This window comes from Pseudomonas sp. GW822-FHT03F04 (genome assembly GCF_058801405.1).
In genome coordinates this window covers 314,417-328,079 of the sequence record NZ_JBXANF010000007.1, presented here as the reverse complement: position 1 = coordinate 328,079, position 13,663 = coordinate 314,417, and the positions used below count along the sequence as shown (strand labels likewise).

Sequence of the window (13,663 nt, the reverse complement as noted above, 5' to 3'; positions counted from 1 at the left end):
GCCCGACATGAACAACCCAAGGAAAGGCTCGCTCAGCCTGTTGGCCGGCGCCCTGCTGCTGGCCTCGGCTGGGGCCTTCGCCAACGTGGAGCCGGCTGCCCCTCAACAAGGCAAGCCTGTGACCACGGCGAAAGAGCTGCAACAGGCCAAGACCTACACCGTCAGCAGCGCCCCGACCGAAGCGCTGGAACTGGCCAAGCCGAAATTGCCCGACCTCTCCGGTTTCACCGCCGAAGCCGCCGCCGCGAAAATCGTGCGCAGCAAACCGGGCAAGATCAGCGTACGCCGGATGATGCAGGAAGACGCCCTGAAGGACTTCATCGGCGGCGACAACAAGATGGCCGAATGGGTGGTGCGTCAGCACGGCATCCCACAGGCGATCTTCGTCGACGACGGCTACCTGAACCTGAAAGAGCTGGCGCAGAAACTGCCCAAGCAGTATTTCAGCGAAACCTCGCCGGGCGTTTACCTGGCCAAGCTGCCGATCGTGGTCGGCCGCAAAGGCATCCTCGAAATCGATGGCCAGACCCAGGAATTGCGCCTGTCCCAGGAGGCCGGTTCGTTCCTGGTCAACGACGGTCAGTTGTTCGTGCGTGACACCAAAGTCACCGGCTGGCGCGAGAAGGAAAACGGCCCGGCGACGTTCCGTTCGCCGAAGGAATTCCGCCCGTTCCTGCTGGCCTGGGGTGGCACCGAGACCTATATCGTCAACAGCAAGATGGCCAGCTTCGGCTACGCCAACAGTAAGTCCTACGGCGTGAGTATTTCCCAGTACACGCCGAACATGGCCAAGGTGCTCAAGCGTCCCGAGCCGACCGGCTGGATCGTCGGCTCCGAGTTCTCGGACATGTGGTACGGCTTCTACTGCTACGAGACCCGCGACTTCGTGGTCAAGGGCAACACCTACAAGGACAACATCGTCTACGGCATCGACCCCCACGACCGTTCCCACGGTCTGATCATTGCCGAGAACACGGTGTACGGCACGAAGAAGAAGCACGGGATCATCATTTCCCGTGAGGTGAACGACAGCTTCATCTTCAACAACAAGAGTTTCGACAACCACCTCTCGGGCCTGGTGATCGACCGTAACAGCGTCAACAACATCATTGCCTACAACGAGATCTACAAGAACCACACCGACGGCATCACCCTCTACGAGTCCGCTGACAACCTGCTGTGGGGCAACAAGGTCATCAGCAACAAGCGCCACGGCATCCGCATTCGTAACAGCGTGAACATCCGCCTCTACGAAAACGTCGCCATGGCCAACGGCCTGACCGGCGTCTACGGCCACATCAAGGACCTGACCGACACCGACCGTGACATCAAGCTCGACCCGTTCGACGCTCAGGTTTCGCTGATCGTGGTCGGCGGTGAGCTGGCCGCCAACGGCAGCGGCCCGCTGTCGATCGATTCGCCCTTGAGTGTCGAGTTGTATCGCGTGTCGATGCTGGCGCCGACCAAATCCAGCGGCATCAGCTTCAACGGCATCCTTGGCGAGCGCCAGGATGAAATTCTCGACCTGCTGGTGCGCCAGCAGAAAGCCGTGCTGATCGACCCTGTCGAACGCCAGACCGAAATGCGGGACTGAGGACAATTTTATGCACCCACACCTGATCAAGTTACTCAGCCTGTCGGCCCTGACCGTGGGCATTCTGGCGGCCAGCAACGGCGCCCGTGCGGACGAAGTGAAAGCCCCCGAGTTCACCGCCGAACCGTGCTGCAGCCTGTGCCCGGCGGCGCATGACGCGAAGAACTACACCACCCGTTACCAGCAGAACTTCACCACCCTGGTGCAGGCGCAGGGCGACTGGTTGTTCCGGACCCAGGAAGATTTGCGCACCGAGTTCAACACCACCCCGGCCGGCTACAAGCGCCTGCAACAGCTGCACGACGCGTTCAAGGCCAAAGGCGTCGAACTGGTGATTGTCTACCAGCCCACCCGTGGTCTGGTGAACCGCAACAAGCTCAACCCGCAGGAAAAAGCCGCGTTCGATTACGAGAAAGCGCTGGGCAACTACAAGACCATGCTCGGCCGTTTCGCGCAGATGGGTTACGTGGTGCCGGACCTGTCGCCGCTGACCAACGAGTCGCTGCCCGACACCCTGCCCGCTCACGATTTCTACTTCCGTGGCGACCAGCACTGGACGCCTTACGGTGCGCAGCGCACGGCGAAAATCGTCGCCGAGAAGGTCAAGCAGATCCCGGCCTTCGCCGACATTCCCAAGCGTGAATTCGAAACCAAACGCTCCGGGCGCATGGGCAAGACCGGCACCCTGCACAACATGGCCGGGCAACTGTGCGGCACCAGTTACGCGATCCAGTACATGGACCAGTTCACCACCGAGCCTAAAGGCGAAGCCGGTGACGGCGATCTGTTCGGCGATTCCGGCAACCCGCAGATCACCCTGGTCGGCACCTCTCACAGCGGCAAGAACTACAACTTCGCCGGGTTCCTCGAAGAAGCCATCGGCGCCGACATTCTCAACGTCGCGTTCCCCGGCGGTGGTCTGGAAGGTTCGATGTTGCAGTACCTGGGCAGCGACGAATTCCAGAAGACGCCGCCGAAGATTCTCATCTGGGAGTTCTCGCCGCTGTACCGCCTCGACCAGGAAACCATCTATCGCCAGATGATGTCCCTGCTCGACAACGGCTGCGAAGGCAAAGACGCACAAATGTCCACCAGCACCACGCTCAAACCCGGCGGCAAACAGGAACTGCTGGTCAACAGCAAGAACCTGAACCTGCAGAACAGCAGCCATCAGGTCGACATCCGCTTCGCCGACCCCTCGGTGAAAAAACTGCAAGCCACCCTCTGGTACATGAACGGTCGCCACGAGGACATCAAGATCGAGAAACCGGAAACCTCCGACACCGACGGTCGTTTCGCCTTTGAGTTGCGCACGGACGAAGACTGGGCATCGCAGAATCTGCTGGCCGTCGAAGTCCAGGGCCCGGAAGCGGGCACCGCGCCACAGAAAGTCGAAGCGAAAATCTGCAAACGCAACGTATTCCCGGGCGCTGGGCAACAAACGGCTCAGGTCGGGCAATGAGGTCTGCTATGCGAAATCCGAAACTGAAAACTCTTTTAGCGCCGACGCTGCTCGGGCTGGCGATCTTCGCCGGCACCGCGCAGGCCGCTGCACCACTGCGTCCGCCACAGGGCTATTTCGCGCCTGTGGATAAATTCAAGACCGGCGACAAGAGCGAAGGCTGCGATGCGATGCCGGCACCGTACACCGGGCCGCTGCAATTTCGCAGCAAGTACGAAGGCTCGGACAAGGCCCGCGCGACGCTGAACGTGCAGTCGGAAAAAGCCTTTCGCGATACCACCAAAGACATCACCACCCTGGAACGCGGCACTGCCAAACGGGTGATGCAGTTCATGCGCGACGGTCGTCCGGAGCAGCTCGATTGCACGCTCAACTGGCTCACCGCGTGGGCCAAGGCAGACGCGTTGATGTCCAAGGACTTCAACCACACCGGCAAGTCGATGCGCAAATGGGCGCTGGGCAGCATGGCCTCTTCGTACATTCGCCTGAAGTTCTCCGACTCCCATCCGCTGGCCCAGCACCAGCAGGAAGCCCAACTGATCGAAGCCTGGTTCAGCAAGATGGCCGATCAGGTGGTCAGCGACTGGGACAACCTGCCGCTGGAAAAAACCAACAACCACTCGTACTGGGCCGCCTGGTCGGTGATGGCGACGTCCATCGCCACCAACCGCCGCGACCTGTTCGATTGGGCGGTCAAGGAATACAAGGTCGGTGCCAATCAGATCGACGCCGACGGCTACCTGCCGAACGAACTCAAGCGCCAGCAACGCGCCCTCGCCTATCACAACTACGCCCTGCCGCCGCTGGCGATGATCGCCAGTTTTGCGCAGGTCAACGGTGTCGACTTGCGTCAGGAAAACAACGGCGCGCTGAAACGCCTGGGTGATCGGGTGCTGGCCGGGGTGAAAGATCCCGAGGACTTCGAGAAGAAGAATGGCAAGGAACAGGACATGACCGATCTGAAAGAGGACATGAAATTCGCCTGGCTTGAGCCGTTTTGCACGCTCTACACCTGTTCGCCGGATGTGCTGGAGAAGAAGCACGGCATGCAGCCGTTCAAGACCTTCCGCCTCGGCGGCGACCTGACCAAGGTCTACGACCCGTCCCACGAGAAAGGCAACAAGGGCAGTTAGTCGCTGATCGTTTCACCCCTCCAATTCCACGGGGGGGTTGGGGGGGCTTTGGCCCTTGACTGTTGGTTCAAACATGGAGAGATCGGGATGGTATTTTCATCCAACGTGTTCCTGTTTCTGTTCTTGCCGATCTTTCTCGGCTTGTACTACCTGAGCGGGCAACGCTATCGCAACCTGCTGCTGCTGATCGCCAGCTACGTGTTCTACGCGTGGTGGCGGGTGGACTTCCTGGCGCTGTTCGCTGGCGTCACCCTGTGGAACTACTGGATCGGCCTGAAAGTCGGCGCCGCCGGTGTGCGGACCCAACCGGCCCAGCGCTGGCTGTTGCTCGGCGTGGCGGTGGATCTGTGCATCCTCGGCTACTTCAAGTACGCCAACTTCGGCGTCGACAGCATCAACGCGATGATGACGTCGGTCGGTCTTGAGCCGTTCATCCTGACCCACGTACTGCTGCCGATCGGTATCTCGTTCTACATCTTCGAGTCGATCAGCTACATCATCGACGTCTACCGCGGCGACACCCCGGCCACCCGCAACCTGATCGACTTCGCGGCGTTCGTAGCGATCTTCCCGCACCTGATCGCCGGTCCGGTTCTGCGCTTCCGCGACCTGGCCGACCAGTTCAACAACCGCACCCACACCCTCGACAAGTTCTCCGAGGGCTGTACGCGGTTCATGCAGGGTTTCATCAAGAAAGTCTTCATCGCCGACACCCTCGCTGTTGTGGCCGACCATTGCTTCGCCCTGCAAAACCCGACCACGGGCGATGCCTGGCTCGGCGCGCTGGCTTACACCGCGCAGCTGTATTTCGACTTCTCCGGTTACAGCGACATGGCCATCGGCCTGGGCCTGATGATGGGTTTCCGTTTCATGGAAAACTTCAAGCAGCCTTACATCAGCCAGTCGATCACCGAGTTCTGGCGCCGCTGGCACATCAGCCTGTCGACCTGGTTGCGTGACTACCTCTACATCACCCTCGGCGGCAACCGCAAAGGCACGCTGATGACCTATCGCAACCTGTTCCTGACCATGCTGCTCGGTGGTCTGTGGCACGGCGCGAACATCACCTACATCGTCTGGGGTGCGTGGCACGGCATGTGGCTGGCGATCGAGAAAATGCTCGGCCTCAACACCTCGCCGCGCAGCCTCAATCCGATCCGCTGGGCGCTGACCTTCCTGCTGGTGGTCATGGGCTGGGTGATCTTCCGCGCCGAGAACCTGCACGTTGCCGGTCGCATGTACGGTGCGATGTTCAGCTTCGGCGACTGGTCGCTGTCGGAACTCAACCAGGCCAGCCTCACCGGTCTGCAAGTCGCGACTCTGGTGGTGGCTTACATGACCCTGGCGTTCTTCGGCCTGCGTGATCTGTACACCAATCAACCTCCGGCCAAGACCAAACCTGTGGTGAACGTCGAAAGCGACGGCCCTGCCGGCGCACAACCAGGCCTGATCAAGGCTGCTCCGGGAGAAAACCCGGCCAGCATCCACGAACCTGGCTACACCGTCGGCGTCGACGCCCAGGTGCAACCGGCGTACTGGACGGCGGACTGGTCGCGCTACGTGATGCGCGGGCTGATCCTGCTGCTGTTCATCGCCTCGATTCTCAAACTCTCGGCGCAAAGCTTCTCGCCGTTCCTTTACTTCCAGTTCTGAGGGATCTGACATGACCCGCTCATTACGCATCTTCTACATCGCGCTGTTTCTGGTGACCCTGCTGGTGCTCGGTCTGTGGTCGGTGCGCAGCTTCTTCGGCTTCAGCACCAATGCCGACGCGACGGTGCTCAACGGCCGCTGGACCAAAGCCGTGGAAACCCACTACGACGATGAATTTCCGATCAAGCGTCTAGGCACCAACCTCTGGGCCGCGCTGGATTTCAAACTGTTCAACGAAGGTCGTCCGGGCGTGGTGCTCGGCCGCGATCAGTGGTTGTACAGCGATGAGGAATTCAACCCGATCGTCAACGAAGAGCTGAACCTGCAAGGCAACTACGCGCTGGTCGAAGGCGTGCGCCAGACCCTGAAGGAGAAAGGCGTGAAACTGGTGATGGCGATCGTGCCGGCCAAGGTTCGCCTGTACCCGGAACACCTGGGTGAAGTGAAACCGGCGAGCATTCACGCCAACCTCTATCAGGACTTCCACGCCCGTGTCGCGGCGGACAAGATCCTCGCCCCGGACCTGCTCGGCCCGCTGCAAAAGGCCAAGCAGGACGGTCAGCAAGTGTTCCTGCGCACTGACACCCACTGGACCCCGGAAGGCGCGGAAATCGCCGCCAACACCCTGGCCAAGACCATCGCCGACAAGTTCCCGCTCAGCGGCGAGCCGCAGCGTTTCGTCACCACACCTGCCGAGAAGGTCACGCACAAGGGCGACCTGCGTCTGTTCCTGCCGCTGGATCCGCTGTTCGAAAACCTGATGCCGGCGCAAGAGCCGCTGCAAAAGCGCAACACCGTGGCCGCCGCCGAGCAGCCTGCCGGTGACGACGCGCTGTTCGCCAACAGCGAAGTGCCGGTCGCGCTGATCGGCACCAGCTACAGCGCCAACCCCAACTGGAACTTCGTCGGTGCGCTCAAGCAAGCGCTGCACAGCGACGTCGTCAACTACGCCGAGGACGGCCACGGCCCGATCCTGCCGATGCTCAGCTACCTGAAAAGCGATGACTTCAAGAACAGCCCGCCACAGGTGCTGATCTGGGAGTTTCCCGAACGATATCTGCCTGTGAACAACGAAATCGGCGACGCCGACCCGCAGTGGGTCGCAGAGCTCAAACAAGCCGGCGCGCGCCAACAAAACGTAGCAATCAACACTAAATCCGAGACGCCCGATCGGGCGCAAAACTGAAAGAGAGGTACACCATGACTTTCACTACTACTCCTCGTCGTCTCGCAAAACGCTTCGCACTGGTCGCTGGCCTCAGCGTGCTGTCGGTCCAGGCCTTCGCCGGTGGCGACGCTGCACTGTACGGCCCGACCGCACCGAAAGGCTCGACCTTCGTGCGCGTCTACAACGCCAGCAACGCTGAAGTCAGCGCCACTGTCGGCAGCACTAATCTGAGCGACGTCGCGCCACTGGCCAGCAGCGACTTCAGCTTCATGCCGGGCGGCGACTACAGCGCCAAGGTCGGCAGCCAGACCCTGCCGGTGAAACTCGCCGGTGATCACTACTACACCCTGGTCAACAACGCGTCCGGCGCGCCGCAACTGATCGAAGAACCGCCGTTCAAGAACAAGCAGAAATCCCTGGTGCGCGTGCAGAACCTCAGCGACAAGCCGCTGACCCTGAAGACCGCCGACGGCAAGACCGACGTGGTGCCGAACGTGGCCGCCAAGGGCCGTGGCGAGCGTGAAATCAACCCGGTGAAAGTCAGCCTCGCGCTGTACGAGGGCGACAAGAAAGTCGGCGACGTGAAACCGGTCGCCCTGGAACGCGGTGAAGCCGCAGTGCTGTACGTCACCGGCAACGGCAGCAACCTGTCGCCAGTCTGGGTGAAACGCCCGGTATCGACCCGCTAAGCACATGAAACCGGGCAGCCGTCGCTGCCCGGTACGGAATAACAACAAGAGTGAAACGACACAACGTTCGTGGCTCTGACCCAATCGATTTTATGGAGTAAACAATATGATTCCGGTGATCTTGTCAGGTGGTAGCGGCTCACGTCTTTGGCCGCTTTCGCGCAAGCAGTTTCCCAAGCAGTTCCTCGCCCTGACCGGCGAACACACGCTGTTCCAGCAAACCCTCGAGCGTCTGGTGTTCGAAGGCATGGACACCCCGATCGTGGTCTGCAACAAGGATCACCGTTTTATCGTCAACGAGCAGTTGGCCAATCGCAAGCTGGAATGCCAGCGCATCCTGATGGAACCGTTCGGCCGCAACACCGCGCCGGCCGTGGCGCTGACCGCGATGATGCTGGTCAATGAAGGTCGCGACGAACTGATGCTGGTGCTGCCGGCCGACCACGTCCTCGAAGACCAGAAAGCCCTGCAACGCGCGCTGGCCCTGGCCACCGTCGCCGCCGAAAACGGCGAAATGGTTTTGTTCGGCGTACCGGCCACCAAACCGGAAACCGGTTACGGCTACATCAAGTCCACCGGCGATTCACTGCTGCCCGAGGGCGTGAGCCGTGTCTCGCACTTCGTGGAAAAACCCGACGTCAAACGCGCGACCGAGTACGTCGAGTCCGGCGGTTACTACTGGAACAGCGGCATGTTCCTGTTCCGTGCCAGCCGCTTCCTCGAAGAGCTGAAAAAGCACGATCCGGACATCTACGACACTTGCCTGCTGACCCTCGAGCGCAGCCAGCAGGACGCCGACACCATCACCTTCGACGAAGCCACCTTCGCCTGCTGCCCGGACAACTCCATCGACTATTCCGTGATGGAAAAGACCCAGCGCGCCTGCGTGGTGCCGCTGACCGCCGGCTGGAGCGATGTCGGTTGCTGGTCGTCGCTGTGGGAAGTCAACGAGAAGGACGCCAACGGCAACGTCAGCAAGGGCGATGTGGTGATCCAGGACAGCAAGAACTGCATGATCCACGGCAACGGAAAACTGGTGTCGGTGATCGGTCTGGAAAACATCGTGGTGGTCGAAACCAAGGACGCCATGATGATCGCCCACAAGGACAAGGTTCAGGGCGTCAAGCAGATGGTCAACACCCTCAACGAGCAGGGCCGCAGCGAAACCCAGAACCACTGCGAGGTCTACCGTCCGTGGGGCTCCTACGACTCGGTGGACATGGGCGGGCGCTTCCAGGTCAAGCACATCTCGGTCAAACCGGGCGCATGCCTGTCGCTGCAGATGCACCACCACCGCGCCGAACACTGGATCGTGGTCAGCGGTACCGCCGAAGTGACCTGCGACGAGAACGTGTTCCTGCTCTGCGAAAACCAGTCGACCTACATCCCGATCGCCTCGGTCCATCGCCTGCGCAACCCGGGCAAGATCCCGCTGGAAATCATCGAAGTGCAGTCGGGTTCGTACCTGGGCGAAGACGATATCGAGCGCTTCGAAGATATCTACGGTCGCTCCACCCCGATCGAACGCGGCGTGTCGGTGAAAACCATCGCGCAGTGATCGCTCTGTAATTAAAAGCCCCCGCCCGGCCCGCTGCGTCCCCTATCCGCAGTGGGTTGGGCGGGGGCTTTTTTTAACCGGTCTTTCGCCCGTTGCTCGGTATGACCGCCCGGCTCATGGTTTTCCTGACGCGCGTCTGTGGATAAACCGAAACCGTTGCATTGGTTTTCTTGAAAAAACCGGTGCTGCCCGGGCTGTAACGCTCGATCCCGCTGGCGCCCTGAATGGTCTGGTAATGGATGTTCCAGTGTTGCTGCTTGCGGTCGTATTTCATGAAGGCGAAACCGGTCGTGAGGTTTTCCTGACGACCCTGATCGTCGGGTGCATAGCCGTAATCCTGATACTCCATGGCAGCGGCCTGGCCCATCCCGTTGCCTTCGGAAAGGTCGTTGTATTGCGCATTTTCCTTTCCGCCCTCCACATGCCGGACACGAAGCACGTTGTCGTTCAGTTGATCCACCGTCAGTGAGCAACCACTGAAACCGGGGGTAAATACATGGTCCGGTTGCGTTCCCGACGGATGCAGCGGGATATCGACATAGCCACCCTGAGGCGCCCAGAACCCCGAGACTGCATTGTGCTTGTCGGGCATCTCGCCCTTGCCGATATCGACAATTCTCAATGCATTGAACTCGCCTTTGCTGGTGCCCGAATAAGCGATTCGGTCCAGGCTGAAGATCAACTCGCCCTTGCCGTCCTTACGCGTCAATTGAGCCACCGTGCCGCTTGAATAGCGGCCAGGCGCCGGATCAAGAAACTGAGTACTGATCTCGATCTTGCCGAGTTCGCCAACCTCCAGCGCCTTCTGGATATTGCCGGGCTTGCCTGTCGCGGGAACGCTGCGCAGCGGATTGCCCCGGTCGACTTGCACAGCGCCAGCAATCTCACGAGCGGTCCCCGTGGCGATCACTGGTTGCCATAAACCGTTGGCCAGTTTCTTGCGGGTAACCGCTCCCTCGTCGTCGATGAAGGTAAGCGGGTTGTTGTGAACCATTCGAAAGAGATTCACCCCGTCGGCATACTCCGCAGGATCGGCACTGGCCCAGCGCAGCAACCACGAGATGTAATAACGCAGCCCGAAGTAGTCGAGCCCGGTGGCATCGCGCTCCTTGCCCGAGTAACGGACGAATTTGTAGCTGAATTCGCCGTCCTGCCAGGCGCTGGTGCCGAAAGGGTGAAACGTTTCGCGGCTGATCACCGCACCGTCATCGGCGGTTTCCAGGCTGACTGACCCCAGGTGATCGACATGTTGATATCGATACCGATTGTTGATTCCCGAAGGCGGCGGGTTTTCCCAATGCTGTACTTGAGCGTTGTCGGCAATGATGACCTGCAACCGTTCGCCGGTACCGTTGTCGGTGCGCAATTCCAGTCCAGGCAAATAGCGCACATCGGCAATCAGGGTGCGGGCGTTGGTTCGTAATGAGCGGATCTTGCGTACTCGCTGACCGCCAGACTCGTAGAGATAGGCCTCCTGGTCGTTGAGCCCGGAGGCGCGTTGCACCGGGCTGACTGATTGCAGTTGGTTGCGCAGGTTCCAGCTCAGCAGCCGCCCCGGTTCCAGCTGCAACAGGTTACCTCTGCGGTCGTATGCGGCTTCGATTTGAGCGTCGTCGGGAGGTGTGTCGTCATAAGGTAGAGCGCGGTTGCTGTAACTCGCCGGTTTCAGTTTTCGCCCATGACTTTGTGCGCCGACATGAGTCAGCCTGCGCAGGTTGCCACCGGGATCATATTCGTAAGTCTGCTGATAGTTGCTGACCGCCATCGGATCGATGCGCCCCATCGATTGTGGGCTCTGATTGACAGTGCCGGCTTCCCAGCCGGACGCCATGATCAACTGGTAAAGGCTGTCGTAGACAAAGCGGCTGACCTGCTCGATGCGCTGGTTGGCGAAGTAACGGATCGGCAATGCCTTGTCTTCGATACTCAGCACATTGCCCATCCTGTCGTATTCATAACTCAGGTGTTGCAGCACTCCACCGTGATTGTCTTCGTCCAGACGGACCATCAGGCGACCGTCTTCGGGCCGGTATGCGCGGGTAATTTGCACACCGTTGCCGGCGGTTTCCTGCTCGATACTGCCGTAAGCGTTGTAGTGAATATCGCTGATCAGGATCTGTTCAGGCTCACCCCTCAACTGCAATCGGCGCTCGTGCAAGCGGCCATCGACGGTCAGCGCAAATGTATGCCGGTTGTTTCGGGCATCCGTCTGTTCCAGCACATCGCCCAGCGCACCATAGCGCCACTGCGATGTTGCACCGACGCCGGGTTCCAACAGCCGCTGACGATCCGCCTCCCGCTCCGGCCAGTCGGGTGTCAGCGGGTCCAGCGTGAAGTAGCGGGTGTCCTCGGTGCACTGACCGCTGATTGCAAACGTGTTGAACAGCACGCTGCCGGCCGGATGGTCATGACGAATCAGCTGACCGTACTGGTTACGCGACTGATCCCCGCTGCCTGGATGACCGTAGGTCAGGCGCTCGACACAACGCCGTGGCTCACCTGTTCCTTCTTCGAATATCGCGACGGGGCGCAACAAATTGTCGTGCTTGATCTCGCGCTGCGTCTGACGGCTGTCCCAACTGAACACCGTTTGCGTGGCGAGCCCCATCATTCTGGTTTCCGTACCGGCATCAACGCTGTCCGAACGTATGACCGTGGCGTCCAAAGCAAACACCTGCGTCAGGTTGGCCGGCGCCAGCGGGTCGCCGACTTGTGACAGCCAAAGCCGCGGATCCCACTGTTTCACCGCATTCCCTGCCGGATCGTGAAGCGTGCGGTTGATCCGGGACTCGACGGGGGCGCCCTCGACGGTTCGACAATAGTCGACCGTGCGAACCGGCAAGCCGCGCGGCTCGAACACAGACATCCTTGGCGTATTGATGTGCAAGCTCATGAAGCGCGCTCCCCGCGCGACCGACATTCGTTATAACTCTGGCATCTGAGCAAGCTCAGCGCTGTTTCGGCTACTGTCAGAAATTACAGTCCCGACCAACGGCGCCTTCGCTCAATCCACGAATGTCCATTCCCGCGCCCCTTCGGTAGGATGGTCATCACGAGTTCAAGGAGCGTTCGAACATGTTCATCGGCGTCTTGCTGGTCATCACCTGGCTGATCCTGCTGTTGCGCTACCCGGCCAAGGCCTTGCCGGTGTCCATGGCCGCCGCTGTCGGGCTCGGGCTGGTGGCGATGTGGGTGGTGTGGTTGGACAACCGCGAGATCAAGCAACTGGCGCGGCTTGAGTTGCGTATCACCTATGCACCTGAGCAGTGCCCGGCGGATCGCCCGTTGCAATTGAAGATGAACAACGGCAACGACGTGCCTTTGACCGAACTGCGCTGGCGCATTGCTGCGTACGCGCCGGGCGACACCGTGAATCTGGCCGACAATCAATACGCCGCCCCACGCTATCGCGGCCCCGGCGAACTGCAGGCCGGCGGCAATTGGGAAGACTGCTTGCCGATGCCGCCGCTACGTCCCGGTTATCGCCCGCAAACCCTGGAGTTTCGCGCCGAGCGATTGCAGGGTAGTTTCTCCGACTGATCACCTCTCCCACCCTTTTGCACAAGGAATGCGCCATGCCCGTTGCGTTGATTACCGGTTGTTCCAGCGGCATCGGCCGCGCCCTCGCCGATGCATTCAAGTCGGCCGGTTTTGAGGTCTGGGCCAGTGCGCGCAGGGCTGAAGATGTCACCGCACTCGCCATCGCCGGATTCACCGCCGTGCAGCTCGACGTCAATGACAACGCAGCGCTGGAACAACTCGCCGAGCGTATCAACCAGCAACACGGCGGCCTCGACGTGCTGATCAACAACGCCGGTTACGGCGCCATGGGCCCGCTGCTCGACGGCGGTGTTCCGGCCATGCAGCGCCAGTTCGAAACCAACGTGTTTTCGATTGTCGGCGTGACTCGTGCGCTGTTCCCGGTGCTGCGCCGGGCGAAAGGCCTGGTGGTGAATATCGGCAGTGTTTCCGGGGTTCTGGTCACACCGTTCGCTGGTGCGTATTGCGCGTCGAAAGCGGCAGTGCATGCGCTGAGCGATGCGTTGCGCATGGAACTCGCACCGTTCGGCATTCGCGTGATGGAAGTGCAGCCGGGGGCGATTCAATCGAGCTTCGCCAAGAATGCCGGCCATGAGGCCGAACAACTGATCAACGAACAATCGCCGTGGTTTCCCCTGCGCGAAGGCATTCGAGCACGGGCCAAGGCGTCCCAGGACAAACCAACACCGGCCAGCGAATTTGCCGCCGAGTTGCTCAAGGCTGTGCAACACAGCAAGCCGCCACGACTGATCCGCATCGGCAATGGCAGCCGGGCGTTGCCATTGCTGGCGACCTTGCTGCCGAAAGGGTTGCTGGAGTCGACGTTGATGAAGCGCTTCGGGTTACGCGGGCAACTCTGAAATCGA

General features: G+C 60.5%; 10 protein-coding genes. 9 read left to right on the top strand and 1 reads right to left on the bottom strand.

The annotated features are described in order from the left end of the window. Nucleotides 1–7: 7 nt before the first annotated feature. The 7 genes from algG (at nt 8) to AC1RMX_RS18720 (ending at nt 9,257) form a co-directional block, all read left to right on the top strand. Nucleotides 8–1,594: a mannuronan 5-epimerase AlgG gene (gene algG / locus AC1RMX_RS18750; RefSeq protein ID WP_096819150.1), complete on the top strand. Its 1,587-nt coding sequence runs from the start codon at nt 8–10 to the stop codon at nt 1,592–1,594. 10 nt (nt 1,595–1,604) lie between these two features. After that, a complete protein-coding gene (locus tag AC1RMX_RS18745; protein ID WP_493072707.1) occupies nt 1,605–3,056 on the top strand; it encodes an alginate O-acetyltransferase in 1,452 nt (483 codons plus the stop codon). 8 nt (nt 3,057–3,064) lie between these two features. After that, nucleotides 3,065–4,189 carry a mannuronate-specific alginate lyase gene (locus tag AC1RMX_RS18740; protein ID WP_096819147.1) on the top strand — a complete coding sequence of 375 codons (1,125 nt, stop codon included), beginning with the start codon at nt 3,065–3,067 and terminating at the stop codon, nt 4,187–4,189. Between the two features lie 87 nt (nt 4,190–4,276). Continuing rightward, entirely contained in the window at nt 4,277–5,842 is a 1,566-nt protein-coding gene (locus AC1RMX_RS18735; RefSeq protein ID WP_096819145.1) for an MBOAT family O-acyltransferase, read from the top strand. Between the two features lie 10 nt (nt 5,843–5,852). After that, on the top strand, nt 5,853–7,028 hold the full coding sequence (locus tag AC1RMX_RS18730; protein ID WP_096819143.1) for an alginate O-acetyltransferase: 1,176 nt from the start codon (nt 5,853–5,855) through the stop codon (nt 7,026–7,028). Between the two features lie 14 nt (nt 7,029–7,042). Further along, nucleotides 7,043–7,699, top strand: a complete 657-nt coding sequence (locus AC1RMX_RS18725; protein WP_085608134.1) for an alginate O-acetyltransferase AlgF — start codon at nt 7,043–7,045, stop codon at nt 7,697–7,699. Between the two features lie 106 nt (nt 7,700–7,805). Next, nucleotides 7,806–9,257 (top strand): mannose-1-phosphate guanylyltransferase/mannose-6-phosphate isomerase, encoded by a 1,452-nt coding sequence (locus tag AC1RMX_RS18720; RefSeq protein ID WP_096819141.1) that lies wholly within the window; start codon nt 7,806–7,808, stop codon nt 9,255–9,257. 73 nt (nt 9,258–9,330) lie between these two features. On the opposite strand, the gene AC1RMX_RS18715 is transcribed toward AC1RMX_RS18720, so the two are convergent. Then, entirely contained in the window at nt 9,331–12,150 is a 2,820-nt protein-coding gene (locus AC1RMX_RS18715) for an RHS repeat domain-containing protein (protein WP_493072706.1), read from the bottom strand. Between the two features lie 182 nt (nt 12,151–12,332). On the opposite strand from AC1RMX_RS18715, the gene AC1RMX_RS18710 reads away from it, so the two are divergent. Beyond that, nucleotides 12,333–12,797: a multidrug transporter gene (locus tag AC1RMX_RS18710; protein ID WP_096819139.1), complete on the top strand. Its 465-nt coding sequence runs from the start codon at nt 12,333–12,335 to the stop codon at nt 12,795–12,797. Nucleotides 12,798–12,832: 35 nt separating this feature from the next. After that, nucleotides 12,833–13,657 carry an SDR family oxidoreductase gene (locus AC1RMX_RS18705; protein ID WP_493072705.1) on the top strand — a complete coding sequence of 275 codons (825 nt, stop codon included), beginning with the start codon at nt 12,833–12,835 and terminating at the stop codon, nt 13,655–13,657. Nucleotides 13,658–13,663: the final 6 nt, after the last annotated feature.